The organism is Devosia yakushimensis (assembly GCF_030159855.1).
In the GTDB taxonomy this organism is placed as follows: Bacteria; Pseudomonadota; Alphaproteobacteria; order Rhizobiales; family Devosiaceae; genus Devosia; species Devosia yakushimensis.
This window is the reverse complement of sequence record NZ_BSNG01000001.1, coordinates 328407-354601: the sequence shown is the minus strand read 5'-3', so window position 1 is coordinate 354601 and position 26195 is coordinate 328407. Positions and strand designations below refer to the sequence as shown.

Annotated in this window: 26 protein-coding genes; 19 read left to right on the top strand and 7 right to left on the bottom strand. The window is 63.1% G+C overall.

The features are described 5' to 3' along the window. Positions 1–15: 15 nt before the first annotated feature. The 11 genes from QQL79_RS01635 (at position 16) to QQL79_RS01585 (ending at position 13392) form a co-directional block, all read left to right on the top strand. Positions 16–1020, top strand: coding sequence for an ABC transporter ATP-binding protein (locus tag QQL79_RS01635; protein WP_284387298.1), 1005 nt, complete (start codon positions 16–18; stop codon positions 1018–1020). Between the two features lie 273 nt (positions 1021–1293). Then, complete coding sequence (locus QQL79_RS01630) at positions 1294–2769, top strand: mannitol dehydrogenase family protein (protein WP_284387296.1); 1476 nt, start codon at positions 1294–1296, stop codon at positions 2767–2769. Then, on the top strand, positions 2715–3455 hold the full coding sequence (locus QQL79_RS01625) for an HAD family hydrolase (RefSeq protein WP_370461162.1): 741 nt from the start codon (positions 2715–2717) through the stop codon (positions 3453–3455). Before QQL79_RS01630 ends, QQL79_RS01625 begins: the two co-directional genes overlap by 55 nt. Before the next feature lie 2 nt (positions 3456–3457). Next, positions 3458–5044 (top strand): FGGY-family carbohydrate kinase, encoded by a 1587-nt coding sequence (locus tag QQL79_RS01620; RefSeq protein WP_284387292.1) that lies wholly within the window; start codon positions 3458–3460, stop codon positions 5042–5044. A gap of 115 nt (positions 5045–5159) precedes the next feature. Then, the gene (locus QQL79_RS01615; protein ID WP_284387291.1) at positions 5160–8510 is read left to right on the top strand and encodes a transglutaminase family protein; all 3351 of its coding nucleotides are present in this window, start codon (positions 5160–5162) and stop codon (positions 8508–8510) included. A gap of 5 nt (positions 8511–8515) precedes the next feature. Further along, entirely contained in the window at positions 8516–10927 is a 2412-nt protein-coding gene (locus QQL79_RS01610) for a circularly permuted type 2 ATP-grasp protein (protein WP_284387290.1), read from the top strand. 4 nt (positions 10928–10931) lie between these two features. Continuing rightward, complete coding sequence (locus tag QQL79_RS01605) at positions 10932–11810, top strand: transglutaminase family protein (RefSeq protein ID WP_284387289.1); 879 nt, start codon at positions 10932–10934, stop codon at positions 11808–11810. A gap of 139 nt (positions 11811–11949) precedes the next feature. Beyond that, positions 11950–12117, top strand: a complete 168-nt coding sequence (locus QQL79_RS01600; RefSeq protein WP_284387288.1) for a hypothetical protein — start codon at positions 11950–11952, stop codon at positions 12115–12117. 42 nt (positions 12118–12159) lie between these two features. Then, complete coding sequence (locus QQL79_RS01595; RefSeq protein ID WP_113121451.1) at positions 12160–12318, top strand: DUF3309 family protein; 159 nt, start codon at positions 12160–12162, stop codon at positions 12316–12318. A 268-nt stretch (positions 12319–12586) separates the two neighbouring features. Beyond that, the gene (locus QQL79_RS01590) at positions 12587–12952 is read left to right on the top strand and encodes an ElaB/YgaM/YqjD family protein (protein WP_284387281.1); all 366 of its coding nucleotides are present in this window, start codon (positions 12587–12589) and stop codon (positions 12950–12952) included. Positions 12953–12957: 5 nt separating this feature from the next. Beyond that, positions 12958–13392, top strand: coding sequence for a hypothetical protein (locus QQL79_RS01585; RefSeq protein WP_284387279.1), 435 nt, complete (start codon positions 12958–12960; stop codon positions 13390–13392). Here QQL79_RS01585 and QQL79_RS01580 read toward each other — a convergent pair whose 3' ends face one another. The 4 genes from QQL79_RS01580 to QQL79_RS01565 all read right to left on the bottom strand — a co-directional run bounded on the left by QQL79_RS01580 (position 13393) and on the right by QQL79_RS01565 (position 18217). Then, positions 13393–14904, bottom strand: a complete 1512-nt coding sequence (locus tag QQL79_RS01580; protein ID WP_284387277.1) for a sensor histidine kinase — start codon at positions 14902–14904, stop codon at positions 13393–13395. It lies immediately after the preceding gene. A 184-nt stretch (positions 14905–15088) separates the two neighbouring features. After that, positions 15089–15985, bottom strand: coding sequence for a diacylglycerol/lipid kinase family protein (locus QQL79_RS01575; protein ID WP_284387276.1), 897 nt, complete (start codon positions 15983–15985; stop codon positions 15089–15091). Positions 15986–15996: 11 nt separating this feature from the next. Beyond that, complete coding sequence (locus QQL79_RS01570; RefSeq protein ID WP_284387274.1) at positions 15997–17415, bottom strand: sensor histidine kinase; 1419 nt, start codon at positions 17413–17415, stop codon at positions 15997–15999. A 109-nt stretch (positions 17416–17524) separates the two neighbouring features. Then, a complete protein-coding gene (locus QQL79_RS01565; protein ID WP_284392790.1) occupies positions 17525–18217 on the bottom strand; it encodes a Crp/Fnr family transcriptional regulator in 693 nt (230 codons plus the stop codon). Between the two features lie 202 nt (positions 18218–18419). Between QQL79_RS01565 and QQL79_RS01560 the strand changes: the two genes are divergently transcribed. Continuing rightward, positions 18420–18797: a response regulator gene (locus QQL79_RS01560; protein ID WP_284387273.1), complete on the top strand. Its 378-nt coding sequence runs from the start codon at positions 18420–18422 to the stop codon at positions 18795–18797. Here the strand turns inward: QQL79_RS01560 and QQL79_RS01555 are convergent. Both QQL79_RS01555 and QQL79_RS01550 read right to left on the bottom strand, forming a co-directional pair. Further along, on the bottom strand, positions 18785–19339 hold the full coding sequence (locus QQL79_RS01555; protein WP_284387272.1) for an RNA polymerase sigma factor: 555 nt from the start codon (positions 19337–19339) through the stop codon (positions 18785–18787). The two genes, QQL79_RS01560 and QQL79_RS01555, sit on opposite strands and share 13 nt — an antisense overlap. Before the next feature lie 4 nt (positions 19340–19343). After that, positions 19344–19547, bottom strand: a complete 204-nt coding sequence (locus tag QQL79_RS01550; RefSeq protein ID WP_370461160.1) for a NepR family anti-sigma factor — start codon at positions 19545–19547, stop codon at positions 19344–19346. A gap of 169 nt (positions 19548–19716) precedes the next feature. Between QQL79_RS01550 and QQL79_RS01545 the strand changes: the two genes are divergently transcribed. From QQL79_RS01545 to QQL79_RS01535, 3 genes are all read left to right on the top strand, one after another. Next, positions 19717–20511 carry a response regulator gene (locus tag QQL79_RS01545; RefSeq protein ID WP_284387270.1) on the top strand — a complete coding sequence of 265 codons (795 nt, stop codon included), beginning with the start codon at positions 19717–19719 and terminating at the stop codon, positions 20509–20511. A 137-nt stretch (positions 20512–20648) separates the two neighbouring features. Next, the gene (locus tag QQL79_RS01540; protein ID WP_284387269.1) at positions 20649–20813 is read left to right on the top strand and encodes a DUF1328 domain-containing protein; all 165 of its coding nucleotides are present in this window, start codon (positions 20649–20651) and stop codon (positions 20811–20813) included. An 89-nt stretch (positions 20814–20902) separates the two neighbouring features. Further along, entirely contained in the window at positions 20903–21871 is a 969-nt protein-coding gene (locus QQL79_RS01535) for a sensor histidine kinase (protein WP_284387268.1), read from the top strand. Here QQL79_RS01535 and QQL79_RS01530 read toward each other — a convergent pair. Continuing rightward, positions 21856–22656 (bottom strand): YdcF family protein, encoded by an 801-nt coding sequence (locus QQL79_RS01530; protein WP_284387267.1) that lies wholly within the window; start codon positions 22654–22656, stop codon positions 21856–21858. The genes QQL79_RS01535 and QQL79_RS01530 overlap by 16 nt on opposite strands. Before the next feature lie 207 nt (positions 22657–22863). Here QQL79_RS01530 and QQL79_RS01525 point away from each other — a divergent pair, with 207 nt between their 5' ends. The 4 genes from QQL79_RS01525 (at position 22864) to QQL79_RS01510 (ending at position 26191) form a co-directional block, all read left to right on the top strand. Beyond that, the gene (locus QQL79_RS01525) at positions 22864–23661 is read left to right on the top strand and encodes an ABC transporter ATP-binding protein (RefSeq protein WP_284387266.1); all 798 of its coding nucleotides are present in this window, start codon (positions 22864–22866) and stop codon (positions 23659–23661) included. 43 nt (positions 23662–23704) lie between these two features. Then, positions 23705–24457, top strand: coding sequence for a transporter substrate-binding domain-containing protein (locus tag QQL79_RS01520; RefSeq protein WP_284387265.1), 753 nt, complete (start codon positions 23705–23707; stop codon positions 24455–24457). Positions 24458–24646: 189 nt separating this feature from the next. Further along, positions 24647–25456 (top strand): ABC transporter permease subunit, encoded by an 810-nt coding sequence (locus tag QQL79_RS01515; protein WP_284387264.1) that lies wholly within the window; start codon positions 24647–24649, stop codon positions 25454–25456. Then, a complete protein-coding gene (locus QQL79_RS01510) occupies positions 25457–26191 on the top strand; it encodes an ABC transporter permease (protein ID WP_284387263.1) in 735 nt (244 codons plus the stop codon). Positions 26192–26195: the final 4 nt, after the last annotated feature.

Here is a 26195-nt window from a genome sequence, read left to right as displayed (position 1 = left end):
AAGGACCACTGAAAAATGGGTTCCATCCAACTCTCCCACGTCAACAAGTCCTTCGGCGAAGTCCAGGTCATCCCGGACATTTCACTTGAGATCAATGATGGCGAATTCGTCGTCTTCGTCGGGCCATCCGGTTGCGGCAAGTCCACTCTGCTCCGCCTCATCGCCGGGCTCGAAGACACCACATCCGGCACCATCCTGCTCGACGGCCAGGACATGACCAAGGCGCCACCGGCGCGCCGGGGCCTCGCCATGGTGTTCCAGTCCTATGCGCTCTATCCCCACATGACCGTGCGCGACAACATCGCCTTCCCGCTCAAAATGGCCAAGGCATCAAAGGAAGTGATCGACCAGAAGGTCGAATACGCCGCCCGCACGCTCAACCTTTCTTCCTATCTCGACCGCCGCCCGCGCGCCCTGTCCGGCGGCCAGCGCCAGCGCGTCGCCATCGGCCGTGCCATCGTGCGCGAGCCCAAGGCATTCCTGTTCGATGAGCCCCTGTCCAATCTCGACGCCGCCCTGCGCGTCAACATGCGCCTCGAAATCACCGAACTGCACCAGCAGCTCAAGACCACGATGATCTATGTAACCCACGATCAGGTAGAGGCCATGACAATGGCCGACCGCATCGTCGTGCTGAACGCGGGTAATGTGGAGCAATTCGGCTCCCCGCTCGATCTCTACAACAAACCCGCCAATCGCTTCGTCGCCGGCTTTATCGGCTCGCCAAAAATGAACTTCGTCGATGGCCCCGAAGCCGCCAAGCACAATGCCCATGCCATCGGCGTCCGCCCCGAACATTTCAAGCTCAGCCGGGAGCAACAGGCCGGCGCCTGGAGGGGCAAGGTCAGTGTCGCCGAACAATTGGGCAGCGACACGTTCCTGCACGTCCAGGTTGAGGGCCTGGGCCTCATGACCATCCGCACCGATGGCGACCAGACTTTTGAGCACGGCGACGATGTGTATCTGACGCCCGATCAAACCCGCATCTATCGGTTCGACGCGGCCGGCAAGGCGATCTAGGTGCGCGACCATTCCACCAATGCAGCGGCTCCTGCGCATCCCTCGTCCTTGAGGGGCTTTGGAGCGATCCGCAGGGGCAAATCGCTCCACTGGAGCGATTTGAGCGAGAAAGGCCATGAGAGCTACGCTCGAATGGCTGTCGAGGGTGGGGGTGTCGTGCCCTCCTCGATCATCGGGCTCGTTGAAACCACGACACGCCTACCCCCAACCGCTCCCCTCAAGGGGGAGGGGAATAGCTCGACGCCCGACCACTCCCTATCCGGGGCCTAACCCATGACCACCAAACTCTCCGCCGCCGCCCTGCCCGCCATCACCACGGCGTCCACCCCCGCTTATAACCGCGGCACCCTCCGCGCCGGCATCGTCCATTTCGGCGTCGGCAACTTCCACCGCGCCCACCAGGCCGTCTATCTCGACGATCTCTTCGCCACCGGCGCGGGACACGACTGGGCCCTGATCGGCGCCGGCGTGCGCGAGGCCGACGAGGCCATGCGGCAAAAGCTCAGGCAACAGGATTGGCTGACCACCGTGGTCGAGCAGGAAGCCGATTCCAGCTCCGCCCGCGTCACCGGCCCCATGATCGATTACCTCAAGCCCGGCGATAGCGACGCGGTGATCGAGCGGCTGACCGATCCGGCCATCCGCATCGTGTCGCTGACCATCACTGAAGGCGGCTATTACATCGACCCGGCCAGCCAGACATTCGATCCCGCCCATCCCGATATCGCCTGGGACGCGGCCAATATGGCTGCCCCCAAAACCGCCTTCGGCCTCATCCTGGCCGGCCTCATCCGCCGCCGCGACCTCGGCATCCGCCCCTTCACGGTGATGAGCTGCGACAATATCCCCGGCAATGGCCACGTAACCGAAAACGCCGTGGCCGGCCTTGCCGCGCTGATCGACCCCGCCCTTGCCCAATGGGTCAAGGCCAATGTCGCCTTCCCCAATGGCATGGTCGATCGCATCACCCCGGCCACTTCGCCGCGCGAGATTGCCCTGCTCGCCGAAACCTTCGGCATCGAGGACAATTGGCCCGTCTTCTGCGAAAGCTTCCGCCAATGGGTGCTGGAGGACAATTTCCCCGCCGGCCGCCCCGCGCTGGAAAAGGTCGGCGTGCAATTCGTCGCCGACGTCGCCCCCTACGAGCACATGAAGATCCGCATCCTCAATGGCGGCCACGCCACCATCGCCTATCCGGCCGGTCTCATGGATATCCACTTCGTGCACGAGGCCATGGAGCATCCCCTGGTCGCCGCTTTCCTCCGCAAGGTCGAAGAAGACGAGATCATCCCCATCGTGCCCCCGGTGCCCGATACCGATCTCAACGCCTATTTCGCACTGTGTGAAAAACGGTTCGCCAACCCCAAGATCGGCGATACTGTCCGCAGACTGGCTCTGGACGGGTCGAACCGGCAGCCCAAATTCATCATTCCATCCGCGCTCGAGCGAAGCCAACGTCAACAGTCTGTTAACGGATTGTCACTCGTTTCGGCCCTCTGGTGCCGCTATTGCTACGGCACAACCGACAGCGGCGCAGTCATCGAACCCAACGACCCCAGCTGGGATCGCCTCACCGCCCAGGCCCAAAAAGCCAAGGTCGATCCGCGGGCCTGGCTCGAAATGGCCGATATCTACGGCGAGCTGGCCCATAGCCCCGCCTTCATCGCCGCCTTCAGCAAGGCATTGAAAACGCTATGGGAAATCGGCACCAAGGCGACGCTGGAACGGTATCTGGCAGACCAGTTGTGAGCCGGGCCATCGATCTCATCATCTTCGATTGCGATGGCGTGCTCGTGGATAGCGAGCCCCTCGCCATGCAGGTGCTCATCGCCGCCATCGCCCGCCAGGGCGCCGCAATCACCCCCGCAATGGCCTATCGCGACTATCTCGGCCGCTCCCTCTCATCCATCTCGGCCAGCCTGCTGGACAGCCACGGCATGCCGCTGGGAGAAGCCGCCCTCGCCTCCATGCGGCAGGATCTCTATGCCCTCTATCGCCAGCAATTGCAGGCGAATCCGGGCCTTCCCGGTATTCTCGACCAGCTCGAAATCCCGTTCTGCGTCGCGTCCTCCAGCCAGCCCGAACGCATCCGGATCAGCCTGGAGTTGACTGGCATGCTGGCCGCCTTCGAGCCCAATATCTTCTCCGCCACAATGGTCCAGAACGGCAAGCCCGCGCCCGATCTCTTCCTCCACGCCGCCCGCGCCATGGGCGTTTCCCCCGCCCGGTGCCTCGTCATCGAGGATAGCCCCGCCGGCATAGCCGCGGCCCGCAGCGCCGGCATGAAAGTGTTCGGCTATCTGGGCGGCAGCCACATCGCTCCTGCCGGCCTGGCCGCCACTATCACCACAATGCAGCCCGACCGCATTTTCGACGATATGCATTCCCTGCCTGATCTTGTACGCTCCCTGCGAACCGAGAAGAGGGCGCTCTAGTCTTGTTACAAAGCCTCCTGGTTGCTGTCGATGTGGGCACGGGGAGCGCCCGGGCGGGCGTGCTGACGCCCGAAGGCCTGCTGCTGGGCCGCGCCGAGCATCCCATTTCCATGAATCGCACCGATGCCAACCATGCCGAGCATGACAGCGAGGAAATCTGGCGCGCCGTGTGCACAGCAGTACGCAGCGCCATGTCGCTCGCCGGCGCTGCGCCCGAAGCCGTAGCCGGCCTTGCCTTCGATGCCACCTGTTCGCTGGTAGTCCGCGCCCGCGATGGCGCCCCGGTCAGCGTCTCCACCAATGGCGATGCGCGCTGGGACACTATTGTCTGGCTTGATCACCGCGCCCTGGCCGAAGCCGAAGAATGCACGGCCACCGGCCACCTCGTGCTCAATTTCGCGGGCGGCGTCATGTCGCCGGAAATGGAAGTGCCCAAGCTGATGTGGCTCAAGCGGCATATGCCGCAGAGCTGGGCCAGCGCTGGCATGATGTTCGACCTCGCTGATTTCCTCTCCTGGAAAGCCACCGGCTCGCTCGCCCGCAGCCAATCCACCCTCACCTGCAAATGGACCTATCTGGGCCATACCAGCCCGGCCTGGCGGCAGGACTTTCTGGACCTCGTGGGCCTTGATGACCTGATCGAACGCGCCGCACTGCCCCAGGCGGCCAGCCCCATCGGCACCGATCTGGGCACGCTCACGCCGGCCGCCGCGGCCGATCTTGGCCTCACCACCAATTGCCATGTCGGCGCCGGCCTCATCGACGCCCATGCCGGGGCCCTGGGCCTGCTCGGCGCCTTTACCGGCGATGTCGGCACCATCGATCGCCACCTGGCGCTGATCGCCGGCACATCGAGCTGCGTCATGGCGCTATCGGCCGAAGACCGCCCTACCGCCGGGGTCTGGGGCCCTTACTATGGCGCCGTGCTCCCGGGCGTCTGGCTCAATGAAGGCGGCCAATCGGCCACCGGCGCGCTGCTCGATCATCTCGTGCGCTGGCATGGCGCGGGCGGCGAACCCACCCGCGAGCGGCACCGCGCCATCGCCGAACGCATCATGGCCCTGCGCGCCGACGAGGGCCTGGGGCTGGCGAGCCGGCTGCATGTGCTGCCCGATTTCCACGGCAACCGCTCGCCCCTGGGCGACCCCTTCGCCCTCGGCGTCATCTCTGGGCTGACGCTGGACAGCGATTTCGACAGCCTCTGCCGCCTCTATTGGCGCGCCTGCGTCGCCATCGCGCTGGGGGTCCGCCACATCCTCGAAACCCTCAACACCCGCGGCTATGCCATCGATACCCTGCATATCACCGGCGGCCACACCAAGAGCCCCTTGCTGATGGAGCTCTATGCCGACGCCACCGGCTGCACGGTGGTGCAGTCCTCGGCCCAGGACGCAACCCTGCTCGGCATGGCCATGGTCGCCGCCACCGCCGCCGGCCTCTATCCCAGCCTCGACGCGGCTTGTGTGGCCATGCACCAGCCCGGCAGTTCGCGAGCGCCTGCCGCCGCTGCGCGGGTTCAATTCGATAAGGACTATCGGATTTTCCTCGAAATGCTGCGCCAGCGGCAGGTCATTGACGCGATGGAGTGAGGGTAACTCCGTCCCCATCATAGCCACTCCGCCACCCTATCCCTCCCCCAAAATCCCCGCTAAGCTCCTTATCGGGAAGTCGAAATACGTGGCCTGAAATGAGCGACTGGAACGCATGTCGATCAAAGCCGCCGTCTACCATCTGACTCACTACAAATATGACCGTCCGGTCCTCCTCCAGCCCCAGATCATCCGGCTGCAACCGGCGCCGCATTCCAGAACCAAGGTGTTGAGCCACTCCCTGCGGGTGTCTCCGTCGCTGCATTTCGTCAATGTGCAGCAGGATGCCTATGGCAATTTCCTGACCCGTTTCGTGTTCCCCGAGCCGGTCACCGAGCTCAAGATCGAAGTCGATCTCGTCGCTGATATGACGGTCTATAATCCCTTCGATTTCTTCGTCGAGGAGACGGCGGAAACCTTCCCGTTCCAATATCCCGAAGACATTCGCGAGGACCTCTCCATCTATTTGCGGCCCGAACCGGTCGGCCCGCTGCTGCAGCGTTTCATCGACGGCATCGACAAGACGCCGATGAACACGGTCAATTTCGTCACCGGCATCAATGCCTCCATCCAGCAGCACATTGCCTATATCGTGCGCATGGAAACCGGGGTGTGGACGCCCGAGGAAACCCTGGGCAATGCCAAGGGCTCCTGCCGGGATTCCAGCTGGCTGCTGGTCCAGACCCTGCGCAATCTGGGCTTTGCCGCCCGCTTCGTGTCGGGCTATCTGATCCAGCTCAAGCCCGATCTGGTCTCGCTCGATGGCCCCGCCGGCACCGATCATGATTTCACCGATCTGCATGCCTGGTGCGAAGTCTACCTGCCCGGCGCCGGCTGGGTCGGCCTCGACCCTACCTCGGGACTTCTCACCGGCGAAAGTCACGTACCGCTGGCCGCCACCCCGCATTATCGCAATGCCGCGCCGATCTCGGGCTTTGCCTCTTACGCCGAAGTCGATTTCGCCTTCGACATGCGAGTCACCCGCGTTGCCGAACATCCGCGCATCACCAAGCCCTTTTCCGACGCGTCCTGGGATCAGCTCAATGCCCTGGGCAAACAGGTCGACACAGTCCTCGCCGAAAACGACGTGCGCCTCACCATGGGGGGCGAGCCAACTTTTGTTTCCATCGACGATTTCGAAGCCGACGAATGGAATACCGGCGCCGTCGGCCCCACCAAGCGCGCCCTGGCCGACGACCTGATCCGCCGCCTGCGCCAGCGCTTCGCGCCCACCGGCCTGCTGCATTACGGCCAGGGCAAATGGTATCCCGGCGAAACCCTGCCGCGCTGGACCTTCTCGCTCTATTGGCGCGTCGATGGCAGGCCCGTTTGGCAGGATGAGGCGCTGGTGGCGCGCGAAGGCGTCAAGACCGCCGCGACCCATGCTGATGCCCGCAAATTTCTCGCGGCCTTTGCGAACAATCTCGGGCTGACCGGGGAAACCATCGACGAGGCCTATGAAGACCCCGGCGAATGGCTGCTCAAGGAAGCCAATCTGCCCGCCAATGTCGATCCCACCAATTCCGAACTGGCCGATCCCGAAGCGCGCTCCCGCATCGCCAAAGTGTTCGAACGCGGGCTGACCAACCCCACCGGCTATGTGCTGCCCGTGCAGCGCTGGAACGCAGCCGCCTCCAGCCCCTGGCTCACCGAAAAATGGAAGACCCGGCGCGGTAAACTCTTCCTCGCGCCTGGCGATAGCCCGGCCGGGTACCGGCTGCCGCTGAGTTCCCTCAAGCATATCAAGCCCACCGCTTATCCCCATGTTGTGGCGCAGGACCCGGGCGCGCCGCGCGGCCCCCTGCCTGATCCGCTGGAAATTCTGACACGCCAAACCTCCGGCATCGAAGCCGATCCACGCGCGCAGACCGCCTCGTCTTTCACTGCCGCCAGCGAGCAGCAGGACCGGGTCGAGCAGGAAATCAGCGAGATCGAGGGCGAGGTGCGCACCGCCGTCACCGCCGAAATCCGCGATCATCGCCTTTGCGTCTTCCTGCCGCCGGTCGAAAAGCTCGAAGACTATCTCGAACTGATCGCCGCTGTCGAAGCATCAGCCAAAGCCATCGGCTTCCCCGTGCATGTCGAGGGCTATTCCCCGCCCCACGATCCGCGTCTCAATGTCATCCGCGTGGCGCCCGATCCGGGTGTCATCGAGGTCAATATCCACCCCGCTTCCAATTGGGACGATTGCGTCGCCACCACCACGGCCATCTATGAAGAGGCCCGCCTGTCGCGGCTGGGCGCCGACAAATTCATGATCGATGGCCGCCACACTGGCACTGGCGGCGGCAATCATGTGGTCGTGGGCGGGGCCGTGCCCGATGACAGCCCCTTCCTGCGCCGCCCCGATCTGCTCAAGTCGCTGGTGCTGCATTGGCAGCGTCACCCGGCCATGAGCTATCTGTTCTCGGGCCTGTTCATCGGACCCACCAGCCAAGCCCCCCGCTTCGACGAAGCCCGGCACGACAGCCTCTACGAACTCGAAATCGCCATGGCCCAGGTGCCCCATCCGGCCTCGGGCGCCTTGCCGCCTTTGCCCTGGCTGGTCGATCGGCTATTCCGCAATCTTCTGGTCGACGTCACCGGCAATACCCATCGCTCGGAAATCTGCATCGACAAGCTCTATTCGCCCGATGGCCCCACCGGCCGGCTGGGTCTGGTCGAATTCCGCGGCTTTGAAATGCCACCCAATGCGCGCATGAGCCTTGCCCAGCAAGTGCTGATCCGCGCCCTCATCGCCCGCTTCTGGACCGATCCGCTGGAGGGCAGCTTCACCCGATGGGGCACAACGCTGCATGATCGCTTCATGCTGCCCCATTATGTCTGGCAGGACTTTCTCGACATCCTCGCCGATCTCGACGCCCACGGTTTCAAGCTCGATCCAGCCTGGTTCGCAGCCCAGCTCGAATTCCGCTTCCCCTTCTGCGGCGAAGTCGAATATGACGGCGTCCGCCTCGAACTGCGCCAAGCGCTCGAGCCCTGGCATGTCATGGGCGAACAGGGCGCCATTGGCGGCACGGTGCGCTTTGTCGATAGCTCGGTCGAGCGGCTACAGGTCAAGCTCGATGGGCTCAATCCCGAACGCTATGCCGTCACCTGCAACCAGCGGCCCATTCCCCTGCGCAAGACCGATACGGCGGGCTCGGCCGTTGCCGGGGTGCGCTACAAGGCCTGGCAGCCCGCCTCGGGCATGCATCCGGCCATGCCGGTCAATACGCCGCTAGTGTTCGACATCTACGACACCTGGACCGGCCGCCCCGTCGGCGGCTGTACCTATCACGTCGCCCATCCGGGCGGGCGCAATTACGAAACCTTCCCGGTCAATGGCAACGAGGCCGAGGCAAGACGCCTCGCCCGCTTCGTGCCGCATAATTACACCCCGGGCGGCTACGATCTGCGCGCCGAAAAGCCTGCGGACGAATTCCCGCTAACGCTTGACCTGCGCCGCCCGCCACGCTTCTGGTAAAACCCATGAATACGCGCAGTCAAAAGCCCCGTGGCAAGCCCCCAGCCGGTCCCAGCATCATCGCTGATTACCGGCTGCAACCGGGCGTGCCCGACGAAATGATTGACCCTGCCGGCAATATCCGGCCGGGTTGGGCTGCCTTGATGACTGCATTCGACAGGCTCGGCCCTGCCGAGCTTGCCGCCCGTTTCGAGCGCGCCGATCAATATCTGCGCGATGCTGGCGTATTCTACCGCAAATATGATGGCGCCGAGGGCAAGGAGCGCGATTGGCCACTGGCCAAGATTCCGCTGCTGATCGACGAGGCCGAATGGTCCACCATCAGCGCGGGATTGACCCAGCGCGCCGAGCTGCTCGAAACCGTCATTGCCGATATCTATGGCGACAATACCCTCGTGCAACAGGGACTGCTGCCGCCCGAACTCATCGCCCGCAATGGCGAATTCCTGCGCCCCCTGGTCGGTGTCAAACCCGCCAGCGGCCACTACCTGCATTTCTGCGCCTTCGAATTGGGCCGCGGCCCAAATGGCGCCTGGTGGGTACTGGGCGACCGCACCCAGGCCCCATCCGGCGCCGGCTTTGCACTGGAAAACCGCGTCGCCACCACCCGCGCCCTGTCCGACATCTATGCCGATATGAACATCCAGCGGCTAGCCGGCTTCTTCCGCGCCTTCCGCGATACCCTGTTCACCCAGGCCAAGCGCGATGGCGGCCGCGTCGGCATATTGACGCCGGGTCAGCTCAACGAAACCTATTTCGAACACGCCTATATCGCCCGCTATCTCGGCCTCATGCTGCTTGAGGGCGAAGACCTGGTGGTCGAGGATGAGCGCGTCATGGTGCGCACCGTGGCGGGCCTGAAGCCGGTGACCGTGCTGTGGCGGCGCATGGACGCCTCCTATATCGACCCGCTGGAACTACGCTACGACAGCCGCATCGGCACGCCCGGCATGGTCGAGGCGCTGCGCCATGGCTCGATCTCGATGATCAACGCGCTGGGCACCGGCCTGCTCGAAACCCGGGCGCTGGCCGCCTTCATGCCGCGGCTGGCGCAAAAACTGCTGGGTACCGATCTGCTATTGCCCGAAATCGCCACCTGGTGGTGCGGCCAGCCCGGCGAGCAAAAACACGTGCTCGACAATTTCGACAAGCTGATGATCGGCCCGGCCTTCGCCACCACGCTCCCCTTCGATGATCAGCGCGGCACCATGCTCGGCTCCGCCGTGCCCGCCGACCAGCGCGAAGCCCTGCTCGACCGCATCCGAACCAATGGCGCCGATTATGTCGGCCAGGAACAGGTCCAGCTGTCCACCGCCCCGGTCTATGTCGATGGCAAGCTCGAACCCCGCGCCATAACCCTGCGCGTCTATGCGGCCCGCACCGAAGACGGCTGGACCATCATGCCCGGCGGCTTCGCCCGGGTCGGCTCTACCAGTGATGCCTCGGCCCTGGCCATGCAGCGCGGCGGCCAGGCGGCCGACGTCTGGGTCGTGTCGTCCAAGCCCGTGGAACAGGTGTCGCTGCTGCCACGCGATGGGCAGAAGCTGGTGCGCAATTCGCCGGGCAGCCTGCCCAGCCGCGCCGCCGATAACCTCATCTGGCTTGGCCGCTATGCCGAACGCTGCGAGGCCACGGTCCGCATTCTGCGCGCCTATAATGCCCGCCAGGCCGAGCTCTCCAAGACCGACCTGCCGATCCTCACCCATTGCGCCGCCTTCCTTGAAACCATCGATGTCGATGTTGCCGATGCCATGCCGCTGGGCTTGCTCTCCTCCATCGACAGCGCCGTGCACAGCGCCAGCCAGATCCGGGATCGCTTCTCGCCCGATGGCTGGCTCGCTCTGGTCGATCTGCAAAAGACTGCCCAGCGCTTTGCCACCCGGGTCAGGCCCGGCGACGACGCCACCCGCGCCATGACCGTGCTGCTGCGCAAGCTGGCCGGCTTTTCCGGCCTCGTGCACGAAAACATGTACCGCTTTGCCGGCTGGCGCTTCCTCGAACTGGGCCGCCGGCTCGAGCGCGCCATGCAGATCGCCCGCGCCACCGCCTGGTTCACCGGCAAGGAGGCGCCCGACGGCTCGCTCGAAATGCTACTCGAAATCGGCGACAGCGTGATGTCGCATCGCCGCCGTTATTCGGTCAGTGCGGGTACGGAGAGCGCCATCGACCTGCTGACGCTGGACCCGCTCAATCCACGCTCGGTGATCTTCCAGCTCACCGAACTGCAAAGACAGATCGAGATGTTGCCTGGCGGCGTTGCCGATGGTCAGCTTTCACCCGCCGCCAAGGCCGGGCTGCAATTGCATACCCAATTGCGCATCGCCGAGCCCGCCGACATGACGCCCGACCGCCTCGACAAGCTCGCCGCCGATATCGGCGTGCTCGCCAGCCTCGTGGCCGCGGCTTATTTCGTGTAGCGCCATGCTCTACGATGTCCGCCTCGACCTGCATTACGATTACGACGCTCCGGTCCATGGGGGCCGCCACCTCATCCGTGTCGCCCCCATCACCGTTCCCGGCATTCAGCGTGTCATAGCCTCGCGCCTGTCCTTCGAACCGCGGCCGCAGCGTGAAAGCACCTTCACCGACTTTTTCGGCAATGCGGTAACCACGCTCACCTATCTGACGCCACACGATCACCTCGATATCCGCCTGACCGCCCGCGTTCAGGTCGAGGACACTCACCCTCCAGCCGATCTCTCGCCCTCGGTGGACCAATTGCGCCAGGAGGTCACCCGCTTCTGGTCGGTCGAGTCCGATAGTCCGCACCATTTCCTGGCTGAATCGGGGAGCGTGCAGCTCGTGCCGGCCATTACCGGCTACAGCCAGGCCGTCATCGGCGATACCGCTTCCGTATTGAGCGCGGCAAATGCCCTTTGCATGGCGATCCACCGCGATTTCATCTACGACCCCAAGGCCACCGACGTTCAGACCACGCCGGCCGAGGCCTTTGCCCTGCGCAAGGGCGTCTGCCAGGACTTCGCCCATGTCATGATCGCCGGCCTGCGCGGCGTCGGCATACCCGCCGGCTATGTCTCGGGCTTCCTGCGCACCAATCCACCGCCGGGCAAACCGCGGCTGGAAGGCGCCGACGCCATGCATGCCTGGGTCCGCGTCTGGTGCGGCCAGCATATGGGCTGGGTCGAGTTCGACCCCACCAATGCCATGATTGCGGGAGCCGACCATATCTCCATCGGCCATGGCCGCGACTATGCCGATATCTCGCCCATTGTCGGCGTCCTGAAAACCCACGGCTCGCACGAAACAACCCAGTCCGTCGACGTCATCCGCGTTGAATAGCAGCTATCCGCACGCTGTTTTCGAGCTGCACGCGGAACTAAAGTTGATCCCTCGCCGTTCTTAGAGCAGGCGCAATAAAGCGCGGCTTTTCAAAGATATCGGCGACCACGTGATCGGTCGCCGACCGGTGGAGACCACTATGACACACGCTGAAATCCGAGCACTGGAAGATGCCAGCCGCGCCAATTTGGCTTGGTCGACCGAAAGCTATGATGGCCAGACCCATTATGCCGACGTGCTCAAGGCACTGACCCCGGCATTTCTTATTCTGCTGGTCGCCACTGGATTGCTGCTCGCGCTGTTCTGAGCGGGCTCTTAGCGTCACAATAACAAAAGAAGGATCGGCCCTATGACCTTAGGCACAATTCTCATCATCATCTTGATCCTGCTGCTGATCGGCGCCCTGCCCAATTGGGGTTATTCGCGCGGTTTCGGCTATGGACCATCCGGTATTCTGGGCGTCGTCCTCGTCGTCATCCTCATTCTGGTTTTGATGGGACGCATCTGACGCACCAGCCGATAAAGGGCGCGACCAGTATTGGAGTCCACGACAGTGGAAAGCGCCCCGCGGGTTGAAGGTCGCCCCCCTTTCACCCGCCCCTGGTCACCCCGGTACGCACACCGCGTATCGGGGTGTCTTTCTGTTTGAGGCTAGAGGCAGCAGGGCCAGGGCCAATCGCCGTTCACTCAAGCTGGCATCGGCGAATAGCGGTTGGCCGTGGCAGGAACCTACCGCCCGCTATGACGTTGACTGACATCAACTTATGGAGCGTTCAATGGCTAGTACACCCGAAATGGCACCCACAAGGCGCAAGACTTCCAACGGTGCCTCCCGCGCGGCCGCCAGCCGCGCCAAGGAAAAGCAGCTCGAGGATCAGATTGCCCAGTTGCAGGATGATCTCAAGGGTATCGCCGCAACGCTGGCTCGCCTCAGCAGCGAGAAGGTGAGCGAAGTCAGGAACGTTGCCAAAAACGAAGCCCAGCAGCTCAAGAACCAGGGCCAGCATGTCATCGAGGACGTGCAGGAACAGGCCGGAGCGCTGGAACAGCAGCTCAAGGATACCATTCGCGAAAAGCCGCTGACGGCCGTGGCCAGCGCGGTGGGCATCGGCTTCATTCTCGCCCTGCTCTCACGGCACTAGTCATCATGAACCTGTTGACTCCCCTCGCGGCCCTGCTCGGCATCGAGGTCGAGGCGATCACCGACCGGGCCAAGAAGCTCGTGATCGTTTACGCGGTGATTGGCCTCTTCCTGCTGATCGGCTGCGGCTTCCTGGTCGCAGCGGGCTTTTTCGCGCTCACCACGCAAGTCGGGCCGATCTATGCGGCGCTGATCCTGGGTGGCGGTTTTCTGGTGCTGGCGCTGGCGGTTTTCCTCGGCGCCCAGATCGGGGAAGGCAATCGCAAACGCCGCGCCACCGAACGGCGCCGGTCCAGCGAAACCAGTGCCTTCGTCACCACGGCGGCATTAACCGCCCTGCCCGTGCTGATGCGTTCGCCGGCCGTGCGCACGCTGGGCCTGCCCGCGGTAGCCCTGGTGGCATTCCTGCTGGCGCGCAAGGCCGACGACAAAGAGGATTGATCAATCCTGCTCGGAAGGCAGGGGCATCCAGATTTCGGCGGCCACGCCGCCGGGATCGAATTCCAGCTTCACATTGCTGTCGAGCACCTTGGCTAGGCTTCGCTCGATCAGCCTGGTGCCCAGGCCATAATCCCGCGGCGGCGCCACTTTGGGGCCGTCGGTTTCCCGCCAGCGCAATATCAGCCCCGGCACCGGTTCCTCGCGCTTCTCCCACTCGATATTGACGATGCCCTGATCCGTAGACCAGGCGCCATGCCGATGCGCATTGGTGGTCAATTCATGCAGGATCAATCCCAGCCCCACGGCATGATCGGCCGGCAGCATCATATCGGGTCCCCGCACCTCGGCACGATCGGGATGATCGAGGAAGTCAGGACCCAATTGGGAAGCAATCACCTCATAAAGATGCACCCCACTCCAATCGCGATTGGCGAGCAGCACATGGGCGTCCGAGATCGTCCGTAGACGTCCGGAAAACGCCTCCATGAAAGCCTTGGGATCGGGATTTTGCCGAATGGTCTGGCGCGCGACGGACTGGATCATCGCCAGGGTATTCTTGACCCGGTGGTTGAGTTCGCGCAGCAGCAGCCGCGTATGATCCGCGCTCTGCTTGGCTTCGGTGATATCGGTGGAGGCGCCCATCATGATCAGCGCCCGGCCCTCGGCATCGCGCTGATAGACCCGCCCGCGCATGGTCCGCCACTGGCCAGTCTCCCCCGCGCGCACCTCGGCGATGAAGTCGACGCCTTCCTCCAGGCTCGCCCGGATGCTTTCCTCAATGGCCGGCCGGTCGCTGGGATGGATGGTGTGCAGCACCTGCTCGAACTGGATCGGACCGCTTTCGGGCAATTGATACATCCGGCGGAACATGTCGTTGCAGACCACTTCCCCCGTGCGGATATCCCAGATCCAGCTGCCGACATTGCCGGCCTCCAGCGTCAGGGCATGCCGCCACTCTTCCTTGAGCAAGGCCGCGGCCGTGCGAGCCCGCACCCGCGCCTCGTCCTTGAGGGCGAACAGCGTCGATGCCAATCCGGCGAGGTCTGTCAGTTGATCGAGCAGGCCCGGTTCGACCGCCGCGCGCGGCGTCCGGCCGATGACGCAAAGCGAACCCAATCGCTGGCCGGCAACCACGATGGGCGCCCCGGCGTAAAACCGCACATGCTCTTCGCCGGTAACCGGGGCATTGTGCATGAAGCGGGGGTCAGCCGCCGCATCAAGCACCACCATTGCCTCTGTCCCGGCAAGAACGTGAGCGCAAAAGCTGTCGCCCGGCGCCATTTCCGTCAGGTCGGTGCCATGGGATGCGCGAAACCACTGCCGATCGCTATCGATCAGCGTCACAAGTGCGATTTCAGCGCCAAAGATATGAGCCGCCAGGCGGGCGATCCGGTCAAAATCAGCATCGGGACCGGTGCCGAACACTTCCAAAGCCGCCAGGGCCTGCAATCGGGATGGATCATCCAGAACCCTGCGGACCTCGTCCGGAAGGGTGGAATTCACTTCTGTCACTTTTCGTCCTGACGCTTCCGCGACAATTGCACAAAGTCATACTGGGCAAGGTGGGAAACGGCAGAAACCGGAGGCCTTGCAAAACGCCAAGCCCCAATAACCGCAGATAAATCGCTGCGATATACTCGGACCCGATGCCGTTAAACTCCAATGGGGCGGCATGGTTCCACGCCCGGGGCAAAAATCATGCGCCGGCTTTGGGCAGCAACACCTTGAGCGCGCCGGGATGTAGCTTGAGCACCACGCTGGGCGCCAGCCTGATCAACTCGCCATCGATCACCGCTTGGGCGCCGCGCTTGCGCCGGGGAAAACTCAGCGTCACCTGCTCAACCTCCTGCTCGGAGACGGCGGGGCTCGACCGCCACCTACCCAGCAGGACATCCACCGCCAGCCGGATCAGCGCCCAGGTGGACATCGGCGCCGCCAGATAAACGCCCAGCACGCCCGCGTCGAGCCGGTCGGCATGGGGGATATGCCCGTCGCCCAGCGGATTGTTGGAGACCGCAATGCCCGAGACGCGCCGCCGCTCCCGCCCATGCCTGGTCTGGATTTCGGCCTCGAAATCGGGCGGGCGCACCGCCGCCGAAACCACTGCGCGCAGGCTCGCCAGCATTTTGCCGATCCGGCTGCGATAGACCATGCGCTCGCGGATGCGCACCAGCCGGGCATGCACGCCCACCCCGAACTGATGCACGAAGGCCCGGTCATTTGCGGTGGCGATATCCACCGCGCCGATCTCCCCATCGGCAAGGGCTTCCATGGCCGCCGTCAGCTCCAGCGGCATTTGCAGGGCTCTGGCAAAAAGGTTCATCGTGCCAGCCGGCAGCACGGCCAGCGGCATCCCCGTTGCAAAGGCAATGCCTGCCGCCGCCGAGACGGTACCGTCGCCGCCTGCCGCCAGCATGACATCGACGCCCGCTGTCCCGGCAATCCGCTGCAACTCAGCCTCGACCGCTTCTCCCGCCACGATCCGGCAGTCGAGCACATGGCCATGCCGAGCAAAAATCCCGATTGCCTGATCGCAGAGCCCATCCAGATCCATGGTTCGCAGCGTGCCGCCATCACGGTTCAGAACCGCCACGACATGCAATTCTAGATCTCCCCACGCGGCCCGTCGGGCGCCGCATTGCGCTCGACGCCGGGCAGCGGCACGGTTACCACAATGCCCCCGGAGGGACGGCGCTCATAATGCGGCGCGCCAGCGAACTGGTTGGCGAGCTGCTTGACGATGACCGACCCCAGCCCGCCCTCGCCGGGGTTCCGTTCGGCATCCATGCCGACGCCGTCATCGGCCACCCGCAGGGTGGGAATATTGGCCTCGTCCCGCTTGAAACTCACCTCGATGCTGCCCGCCCTTCCATCGGGAAAAGCGTGCTTGAGGGCATTGGTCACCAATTCCCCAACCAAGATGCCGATTGTCGTGGCGTCGCGTGCGCCGATCTCCACCGGCGCGAAATCGCCCTTGAGCGTCACCGCCTTGGCCCCGGTAGCCGTATCGTCCAGATCGTCCAATACGGCGCCCAGAAATTCGGCCGCGCTTACTGTCTCGAGATCGTCGCCGAGCCGCAGGCGCCGGTGGGCCGATGCGACCGCGTGAACGCGAGCGCGCGCCGCTTCGAGCGCATCGCGCACCTCGCTCGAACTGGTGCGCATCAATTGCAGTCCTAGCAACGAGGACACAGTGGCCAGCGAATTGCCGACTCGATGGTTGGTGTCCCGCAACAGGGCCTCCACCCTTTGCCGTTCATATTCGGCATGCTCGCGCGCTTCTTCGATCGCCTGGGTGCGCTCACGCACTTCGGCCTCCAGCGCCTCGTTCTGCGTCAATAGCTGCGTCCGGCTTTCCGCCAGGGCGCTGATCTGCCGCTGCGTCCGCGACAGCAGCGAATAGGACAGGATCGCTGCCCCCGCCAGCGCCACGATAATCGCCCCTACCAGGGCCCGACGCGACAGGTCGATGCCCTTGTTGCGCTCCAGCAGCTTGGCATTTTCCTCGCCGATGAATTGTTCAAGCCCGCTGCGCAGCTCGTCCATCAACCGGGCGCCCATGCCGCTCTGGATCAGTGTCTGGGCTTCGCCGGGGCGCTGCGATTGCACCAGATCCACGGTCCTGGCCATCTCCGCCATCTTGATGGAAATGGCTCTGGCGATCGATGCCACCCGTTCGGATTGCTGCGGATCGGCCAAGGTGATCGCGGTCAGTGTCTTGATCCGCGTGTCGATGCCCGCCACCGCCCGTCGATACGGCTCCAGATAGCTCTGGTCCCCTGTCAGGATGAACCCACGCTGGCTGCTTTCCGCCTCGGTCAGCGCAATGGTCAGCTCGCGCGCCTGGTTGCGCACTTCATAGGTCTGGATGACATCGGCCAGTTGGCGGTCGATGCCGGTCGTCATGATCAGCGCCGCCGCCGCTGCCAGCACGACAAGCGCCAGCGAGGCGAGAACGGCAAGCCGCGGCCGCGCCCGGCGCGGTGGTCTGGTTTCGCGTTCCTGCTCGTCTGTTTCGGCCACCACAACTATCCCGGCAATCCAGCGGAAAGCTCAGGATAGACCTGCCCCCCTGGAAGTATCGTGCCAGTCGCACTGCACCACCGCAATGGCGGTTTTGCGACCACATTCATCAGATCAACGGCCGCCTGCGTTCGGGCAGGCCATCCCACCCCGACAGCGCCTTGAGCCCGGCCACATCGAGCACCTGGCAGGTGCGATCCAGCCATCGGATCAGCTGGCGGTCGGCCAGCTTGCGCAGTGTCTTGTTGGTATGCACGACGGAGAGGCCCAGGGTATCGGCCACATGCACCTGGGTGATCGGCAGGGTTATCGCGCCATGAGCCGAAAGCCCCACCGCCTTTGCCCGCTCATGCAGGAAGGCCAGCAGATACGCCGCGCGTTCCAGCGCGCTGCGGCGGCCCAGGCTCAGCAGATGCTCATCAAGCATGCGTTCCTCTCGCGAGGCGAGCCAGGCAATGTCGAACCCCAATCCGGGATGATTGCGGAACACTTCATCGAGCCGGTCGCGCTGGAATACACAAAGCACCGATGGCGAAAGCGCCTCGATCGAATGCTCCATCTCGCCAATGACCGACCCCTGCAGGCCCAGCAGGTCGCCCGGCAGCATGTAATTGAGAATCTGCCGGCGGCCATCTTCCAGCGTCTTGTAGCGGAAGGCCCATCCCGACAGTAGCGTATAGAGATGAGCGCTATGTGCGCCCTCGGCCAGCAGCATCATGCCGGTCTCGGCCACCAGCTCGCCGATTTTGAAGGACGCGACGAACTTCAGTTCCTGCGGCTCGAACGGCCGGAATTGCGGCATTGCACGCAAGGGACACTGCTCGCACGCCACCCTGCGCCCGGGGCCGGGAAGAACAAGACTCAATGCACACCATATGTCGGGAGGGGAAAAGAATGCAGCAAGCCAACGCCTTGGACGCCAACCCGTTCCGCGACATGTCAAATTTAAATGACAGCTTTCGTGCCGCGCCCCATGAAGTGGCTTCATCGTTGCGGACCAAACCATGCTCAGCGCGCAGACAATTCTCGTCGTCGAGGAAGAATTTCTCATCGCCCTCGATATCCAACGGGTGTTGGAGGATCATGATGTCGGCCAGTGCGTCTTCGCCCGCAGCATTGCCGAAGCCCTGGCCCTCCGCGAGCGCTGGAGCGACTATGGCCTTGCCATAGTCGAGTTGCAGGCCAACCACGCCGATGGTCTCGAATTGCTACAGGGCCTCAAGGCCGCAGGGCTCGCCCTTGTCGTGACGACGGCCGATCTTTCGCTGCGGCCGGGTCTGTCCGGCCTGCCGGACGTCGGTATCCTGATCAAGCCATTCCCCGAGGCAGAGCTGGTAAGCGCCATAAAACAGGCGCTCACCAGTGTTCCTCAGAACGAATGATTATGCGTGGTCACCTGGGCGGAGACGGCATCGGGCCCGTAATCGGCCTCGCCGCTGATCTTGAGAATATCCTGCAGGCGGGTGCGCGCCCGGCTGACCCGGCTTTTCATCGTGCCGATGGCGCAATCGCAGATTTCGGCGGCCTCTTCATAGGAGAAGCCCGAAGCCCCAATCAGGATAATCGCTTCGCGCTGGTCATCGGGCAACTGTGCCAGGGCCTTTTTGAAGTCCTGCATATCCATCGAGCCATATTGGGACGGATGCACGGAAAGCCGCTCGGTGAACGAGCCGTCGCTGTCCTGAACCTCACGGCCACGCTTGCGCATCTGGCTGTAGAATTCATTGCGCAGGATGGTGAAAAGCCAGGCCTTGATATTGGTGCCCATCTCGAAGCTGGACTGCTTGGCCCAGGCCTTCATGACGGTGTCCTGCACCAGATCGTCGGCCTTGTCGTGCTTGCCCGTAAGGGAGACGGCAAAGGCGCGCAGGCTGGGCAAGGTTGCAAGCATTTCGCGCTTGAACGAGGTCGGTTCGGCGCTCATGCCGTTACTCCCCGTCACGAGAAGTGGTTTTGGCCTTCTGCGCCTGTTCGGCGCTGTCGAGCTTTTCCAGCAAGTCGAGGAGTTGTTCGGGAACGCCCTCGTCCTGAACTGCCCCATAAAGTGCACGCAAACGCGCGCCGATATCCGAATTCGGACCCAGCCCATCATCTGCCCGCCCCGCCTGCGTTCGCATACGTTGCTGGGTCACCAGTTTGTCCTTTATCATGCCTATGTCTTTGCCGTCCGAATTGGTCCGCCCTTAGGCGAGCTAAATGTAGTTTCTGCCGAAAAGTTCCACCACGAGGGGAACTTTTGCCCCAACGAGCCGTTGGTTCGTTTCGTGGATCCACGATCCAAGCGTCACTGGGAGTTCTTATATGACTTTGTCCACGCGGATTGCTCCGCACCTGCCGTATTTGCGGCGGTTTTCGCGCGCGGTAACCGGATCGCAAACGTCCGGGGACGCGTATGTAGCGGCAACGCTCGAAGCACTCATTGCAGACATTTCGTTGTTCCCTGAAGCATCGAACGACCGCATCGCCCTCTATAAGCTGTTCTCCGCTCTTTTCTCGTCCTCGGCCATCCCGATTCCCGAGCCGGCCTCCAGCTTTGCCTGGGAAAAGCGCGCAGCGCACAACCTGGCCAATCTCGGGCCGAAGCCGCGTCAGGCCTTTTTGCTGGTCGCCGTAGAAGGCTTTACCCACGCCCAGGCCGCCGAAATCCTGGCGATTAACGAGGGTGAATTTGCCGCTCTGCTTGAGGAAGCGTCCATCGATATCTCGCGCCAGGTGGCGACCGAGATCATGATCATCGAGGATGAGCCCCTGATTGCTATGGATATCGAGCAATTGGTGGAAAGCCTCGGCCACAAGGTGGTGAGCGTTGCCCGCACCCATAAGGAAGCGGTCAATCTGTTCAACCAGACCCATCCGCGCATGATCCTGGCCGATATCCAGCTGGCCGATGGCAGTTCAGGGATCGATGCCGTCAACGACATCCTCAATACCCATTCGATCCCAGTGATCTTCATCACTGCCTTCCCCGAGCGCCTGCTGACCGGCGAGCGGCCCGAGCCGACCTTCCTCGTCACCAAGCCGTTCAACCCCGATATGGTCAAAGCCCTGATCAGCCAGGCGCTGTTTTTCGACGAAGGCTCGCGGGCCGCAGCGTAAGACACGGCAATTTGTTGATACAAAAATGCGCTAAGGGCCGGGTTTCCCGGCCTTTTTTATTTGTACCCGGAACCCCGCCACCAACCGGCACGTTGTTTAGCCAAGAGATTCAAGCAAACAATTCAAAGGAGAGTCTCATGCTTTACTATGCCCTCGTCTTTTTCGTGATCGCGCTCATTGCCGGCGTTCTCGGGTTTGGCGGCATTGCCGGCGCTTCGGCCGGTATCGCCCAGATTCTGTTTTTCCTGTTCCTGGCTTTCCTCGTCATCTCGCTGGTTGTCGGCCTCATTCGCCGGGTCTAGCCATGACTATTGATGCCCTGAACCGAAAGGCGGCTCCGCTCCGGCGCGGCCGCCTTTTGCACCCCGCCGGCCATGCAAGGACCCACGCTATGTCTTCGGCAACCACCGAGCGCCACCTGCACATGCAGCTGCGCACTCTTTCCGCCGGTCTGGGCGGTCGGGGGGTCAGCGTGCTGCACCAGGACCGCAATCATACCTACGATCTGGCTGAAAACCTGCCCGATGAGTGGATCGGCCATGGCGTTATCGGCCAGCGCGAGGCCGATTTCCTGGCGCTCCCGCTTGCCCATAGGCTGATCGAGGCCTTCGACGCCTGCATCAAGTCCGGGCAATCCCAACGGCTGGGATTTGAACTGGCCGATCCCATCCGGCGCCGGCAATTCCAGGCGCAGCTCCTGCCCGATATCGATGGCGTTATCACCATTGTCACCGACGTAACCGAGGAGCGCAGCCGGGAGGCCGCCATCAACGAGCTCTTGCGGGAGGTCAGCCACCGCTCCAAGAACCTGCTCGCCATCGTGCAGTCGGTCGCCATGCAAACCGCCCGCCACAGCACCACAATCCAGCAGTTTCTCGACCGCTTCCGCGGCCGGCTGCACGCCCTGTCCAGCACGCAGGACCTGGTGACCGAAAGCAATTGGCGCGGCACCCATCTACAATCGCTGGTCACCTCCCAGCTTGCTCGCATCGGCCCGACGGCGCTGGGCAATACCCGCATGACTGGCGAAAACCCGGTGCTGGGCCCCAATGCCGCACTTCACATTGGCCTGGCCATCCACGAGCTTGCCGCCAACGCGGCATTGCATGGCGCCCTGGCGCATGACGGCGCCGGCCATATCTGGGTCGATGCGAAACTCTCTTCCGACCAGAGGCAACTGATCATCGAGTGGCAGGAAACCGGCACCGGGCCCTCCAAGGGCCGCCAGCCAGCCCGTTTCGGAACCATGGTGCTGGAACATGTCGTGCCGCTATCGGTGGGCGGAGAAGCGCTATTCAGCGTCGACGCCGACCACGTCTCCTACCGGCTTTCCATCCCGGCCGATCAGTTCAGCGCCTGAGCGGGGAACAATTCGCTCGTCCGGCCGATCCAGGAATAGACCACCAGCCCGATCCACTCCCGGATCGCCACGCCGGTTGTCGTTACATTGAGCACCGGATTGACGATATCAAAACCGGCCGTCTCGTCGCCCGCGCTGCGATAATCGGTCGGCCAGGCAATTACATCCATGCCCACCTGCCGGAAAATGCCGATCGACCGCGGCATGTGAAAGGCCGATGTCACCAGCACGACATTGCCCGAAATCTCTCCCAGCAGCGTCTGTGTCAGCTTGGCATTCTCGTCGGTATTGCGCGAGGCGTCTTCAAGCACGAGCCGGGCGGGATCGAGCCCGAGGCCGGTGAAAAACCGCTCTGCCGTCGCCGCCTCGGACTCCCCGTCCGGCACCATCAGGCCCGAGCCACCGCTCACCACGACCTTTGCCTCGGGATAAAGCATGGCCAGCCGCAATGTCTCGGCCAGCCTGTCACCGGCCTCGTTCAATTCCGGAATCTGCCGCCTCGTGCTGACCCGCCCGGCCGTGGCGCCACCCAGCATGATGATGGCCGAGACCTGCTCGGGCATATCCACCGGCCGCACAAACCGGTTTTCGAGCGGCATGATGAGGAGCGCTCCGGCAGTTGTGAACGCGGACATACCCAGGAAAACCAGCGCCGCGCCCACTGCAATCAATCCAGCCACGCGTCTCCGGAATACGATCAGCAGCCAGCCCAGAAAGACCAGCAAAAAGACCAGGCTGACCGGCTGGACCAGCAACCAGAAGATTTTTGAAAGCACAAACAGCATCGGCAAACCACGGCGAGAGATCGTCCGACACTACGGAAGCTGACGCGGGCTGGCGAGGCGGAAATCTGTGCCTGCCCCGGCTTCCCCGTCAATTTCGCTTGCCATCCACCGCGCTTTTGCTTTTGTAGAGGGCGGTCAAGACTGCCCGCCTCAAAATAAGGCAGTCACCAGTCAGGAAGCGCCCGCCCAAGCGGGCAATAGGTGAGCATGGCGCAATCGAAGCCTGTCGAGGCGGCGAAATTGCCGGTCGTTGCAATTGACGACCTGCACAAGTCCTTCGACGACCTTGAGGTTCTCAAGGGCATATCCTTCTCGGCGCGCGAGGGCGAGGTTGTCTCGCTGATCGGCTCATCAGGCTCCGGCAAGTCGACATTGCTGCGCTGCATCAACATGCTCGAAATACCCGATCAGGGCACGGTCGCCATCGATGGCGAGGTGATCGCCCTTCGCGGCAGCGGCAATCGCCGCCATATCGCCGACGAAAACCAGATCCGCCGCATCCGCTCCGAACTGGGCATGGTCTTCCAGTCGTTCAATCTCTGGGCCCATATGACGATCCTGGAAAACGTCATGGAAGTGCCCCTGATCGTGCAGCGCCGGGAGCGGACCGAGGTCGAGGCCGAGGCTCTGGCCATGCTGGACAAGGTCGGCATTTCGGCCAAGGCATCGAACTATCCCAACCAGCTTTCCGGCGGCCAGCAGCAACGCGCCGCCATCGCCCGCGCGCTCTGCATCAATCCGCGCGTCATGCTGTTCGACGAACCCACTTCCGCGCTCGATCCTGAGCTGGAAGTCGAAGTTCTGCGCGTCATCAAGCTCCTGGCCGATGAGGGCCGCACCATGATCCTGGTGACCCATGACATGGAATTTGCCCGCTCGGTCTCCGATCGGGTGATCTTCCTCCACCAAGGCCTGATCGAGGAAGAAGGCACACCCGATCAGGTCTTCGGCGCCACCAAATCGGCCCGCCTCAGACAATTCCTCAATGCCGCCAGCCATGCTTAACGCGCTGGGCACAAACAAAACTACTCAACGGAGAGACGTGAAGATGAAGAAGATTATCCTCGCCGCCGCTGCAATCCTGGCGCTGTCTTCGGCGAGCCAGGCCCAGGAAAATGTGCGCATCGCCACCGAAGGCGCCTATGCCCCCTGGAACTTCCTCGACGATGCCGGCAAGCCCGCCGGTTTTGAAATCGAGCTTGGCGCCGCCATCTGCGAAAAGGCCGGCATCACCTGCGAATTCATCATCAATGACTGGGATTCGATCATCCCCAACCTGTTGGCCGGCAACTACGATGTGATCATGGCCGGCATGTCGATCACCGATGAGCGGCTTGAAACCATCGATTTCAGCCAGAACTATTTCCCGCCCGATCCGTCCAAATTCGTTGCCGCCACCGGCGCCGGCATTGATCCTTCGGCCTTGGAAGGCAAGCGCGTCGGCGTGCAGGGCGGCACTATCCAGGCCGCCTATGCCGAGGAAAATCTCGGGGCCAACAATACCGTGGTCTCCTTTGGCACGGCCGACCAGGCCATGGCCGACCTCGCCGCCGGCAATCTCGACACCATCCTGGCCGATGGCGCCTATCTCGAGCCCGTCGTCGCCGCATCGGGCGACGCACTCGAATTCGTGGGCGAGGACATTCTGATCGGCGACGGCGTCGGCGCGGGCCTGCGCAAGGACGAAGCCGAGCTCAAGGGCAAGTTCGATACCGCCATCACCGCCCTCAAGGCCGATGGCACGCTCGACACCCTGATCGCTAAATGGTTCGAAGGCCGCGGGCCGTATTTCGCTGAATAGCTAAAACCCTGGGCTCCTGCCCACCCTCCCCCTTGTGGGGAGGGCCCGGGTGGGGGTCGTTGGGCTTTGCGCCAAACTTTGTCGACCCCACCCTTGCCCCTCCCCTTAAAGGGGGAGAGGAACCAATTGCGAGATCGTGATCAGCCGCATGCCAAATTCAAATTCTGATCTGATCCGGGCGGCCGCTCCATGACCGACGATATCGCCTTCTGGTTCTCCTACCTGACCAATGGCAAGCATCTCACCTGGTATGCCAGCTTCCAGTTCACCATCTTTGCCGCCCTGGCAGGCGGCACCTTGGCCGTGGTTTTCGGCCTGATCGGCGCCACCCTCAAGAATTCGCGCTTCTTTCCGCTGCGCCTGATCGGCACGATCTATTCCTCCATCGTGCGCGGCGTGCCCGATGTGCTGTTCTTCCTGTTTTTTCCACTCGCCTTCGAGCAGGCGGTCGAATGGCTGGTAGCGACGCAGGTCTGTTCGCCCGAAGCAATCGCCGCCCAGTCATCAGTCTGGCCGCCCTGCAAGGAAGCCAATTGGTTCCTGGGCACCACCGAATATTTGCTGCTCGCCAGCGTCTCGCTCGGCCTGGTCTACGGCGCCTTTGCGACCAATGTGATCCATGGCGCCATGCGCGCGGTGCCCCAGGGCCAGCTTGAGGCCGCCCGGGCCTATGGCATGTCGTCCACCCAGGTCCTGTGGCGGGTCCATATCAGGCAGATGTGGGTCTATGCCCTGCCCGGCCTCTCCAATGTGTGGATGCTGATCGTCAAGGCAACCTCCCTGCTCTCGCTGCTGCAGATTGCCGATATCGTGCTGTGGGCCGACCGGCTCGGCGCGCCCAATTTCCTGCCTGCCGTGGGGCTGGTGCATGAGGACTGGCGCTGGCGCTACTATCTCCTGCTCTTCGTCTTCTACATCCTCGTGACGCTGGTCTCCGAGAAAGTCTTCAACGCCATCATGCGCCGCGCCGGGCGCGGCATTCTGAGCGAGGCGCGATAGATGGAGCGCTTCCTGCAAGAACTGGCGTTGTTCGCCCCCGCGGTGCTGTTCAACATCTACTTTGCCGCGGTTTCGATCCCGATCGGCTTCGTGCTGGCGGTCGCCTTGGCCCTGGGCAAGGCTTCGCCCAACCCCTGGCTGTCGCGCCCCAGCCGCACCTTCATCTATGCCTTCCGCGGCTCCCCACTCTTCATCCAGTTCTTCATGTTCTATTCACTGGCGCTCTCGCTCAATGTGAGCCTGTGGAAGCCCCTGGGCCTATCCTGGTTCGTGCTGCATCCGCTGTTCATCGGCCCGCTGGTGCTGACGCTCAATACCGCCGCCTATACGGCGGAAATCTTCTATGGCGCCTTGCGCGCCGTGCCCCGCGGCGAGGTCGAGGCTGCTCGCGCCTATGGCATGTCGGCGCGCCAGCAGTTCCGCCAGGTCATCTGGCCCAATCTCATCCGGCTGGCCTGGCCCGCCTATACCAATGAAGTGGTCTTCCTGTTCCACGCCACCGCCATCGTCTATTTCGCCCTGCCGGTCATCGGCATGCAAAAGGACCTGATGATAACAGCCAAGGAACTCTTCGAGCGCGACTACAATGCGTTCCTGCATTTCTCGGTCGCCGCGCTCTATTTCCTGGCGGTATCGCTGGTGGTTTTTTTCCTCTTCGGTCTGGTCTACCAACGATTGATGCGGCATATGCCGGCCCAGCCGCGCATGCGCTTCAGGCCAAAATGGATTCGTTGATCCC

Excerpts from the sequence above, each read along its gene's own strand:
- QQL79_RS01635 (WP_284387298.1), top strand. The coding sequence starts at position 16 with ATGGGTTCCATCCAACTCTCCCACGTCAACAAGTCCTTCGGCGAAGTC.
- QQL79_RS01630 (WP_284387296.1), top strand. The coding sequence starts at position 1,294 with ATGACCACCAAACTCTCCGCCGCCGCCCTGCCCGCCATCACCACGGCG.
- QQL79_RS01625 (WP_370461162.1), top strand. The coding sequence starts at position 2,715 with ATGGGAAATCGGCACCAAGGCGACGCTGGAACGGTATCTGGCAGACCA.
- QQL79_RS01615 (WP_284387291.1), top strand. The coding sequence starts at position 5,160 with ATGTCGATCAAAGCCGCCGTCTACCATCTGACTCACTACAAATATGAC.
- QQL79_RS01610 (WP_284387290.1), top strand. The coding sequence starts at position 8,516 with ATGAATACGCGCAGTCAAAAGCCCCGTGGCAAGCCCCCAGCCGGTCCC.
- QQL79_RS01605 (WP_284387289.1), top strand. The coding sequence starts at position 10,932 with ATGCTCTACGATGTCCGCCTCGACCTGCATTACGATTACGACGCTCCG.
- QQL79_RS01600 (WP_284387288.1), top strand. The coding sequence starts at position 11,950 with ATGACACACGCTGAAATCCGAGCACTGGAAGATGCCAGCCGCGCCAAT.
- QQL79_RS01595 (WP_113121451.1), top strand. The coding sequence starts at position 12,160 with ATGACCTTAGGCACAATTCTCATCATCATCTTGATCCTGCTGCTGATC.
- QQL79_RS01590 (WP_284387281.1), top strand. The coding sequence starts at position 12,587 with ATGGCTAGTACACCCGAAATGGCACCCACAAGGCGCAAGACTTCCAAC.
- QQL79_RS01585 (WP_284387279.1), top strand. The coding sequence starts at position 12,958 with ATGAACCTGTTGACTCCCCTCGCGGCCCTGCTCGGCATCGAGGTCGAG.
- QQL79_RS01565 (WP_284392790.1), bottom strand. The coding sequence starts at position 18,217 with ATGCCGCAATTCCGGCCGTTCGAGCCGCAGGAACTGAAGTTCGTCGCG.
- QQL79_RS01560 (WP_284387273.1), top strand. The coding sequence starts at position 18,420 with ATGCTCAGCGCGCAGACAATTCTCGTCGTCGAGGAAGAATTTCTCATC.
- QQL79_RS01555 (WP_284387272.1), bottom strand. The coding sequence starts at position 19,339 with ATGAGCGCCGAACCGACCTCGTTCAAGCGCGAAATGCTTGCAACCTTG.
- QQL79_RS01545 (WP_284387270.1), top strand. The coding sequence starts at position 19,717 with ATGACTTTGTCCACGCGGATTGCTCCGCACCTGCCGTATTTGCGGCGG.
- QQL79_RS01540 (WP_284387269.1), top strand. The coding sequence starts at position 20,649 with ATGCTTTACTATGCCCTCGTCTTTTTCGTGATCGCGCTCATTGCCGGC.
- QQL79_RS01535 (WP_284387268.1), top strand. The coding sequence starts at position 20,903 with ATGTCTTCGGCAACCACCGAGCGCCACCTGCACATGCAGCTGCGCACT.
- QQL79_RS01530 (WP_284387267.1), bottom strand. The coding sequence starts at position 22,656 with ATGCTGTTTGTGCTTTCAAAAATCTTCTGGTTGCTGGTCCAGCCGGTC.
- QQL79_RS01525 (WP_284387266.1), top strand. The coding sequence starts at position 22,864 with ATGGCGCAATCGAAGCCTGTCGAGGCGGCGAAATTGCCGGTCGTTGCA.
- QQL79_RS01520 (WP_284387265.1), top strand. The coding sequence starts at position 23,705 with ATGAAGAAGATTATCCTCGCCGCCGCTGCAATCCTGGCGCTGTCTTCG.
- QQL79_RS01515 (WP_284387264.1), top strand. The coding sequence starts at position 24,647 with ATGACCGACGATATCGCCTTCTGGTTCTCCTACCTGACCAATGGCAAG.
- QQL79_RS01510 (WP_284387263.1), top strand. The coding sequence starts at position 25,457 with ATGGAGCGCTTCCTGCAAGAACTGGCGTTGTTCGCCCCCGCGGTGCTG.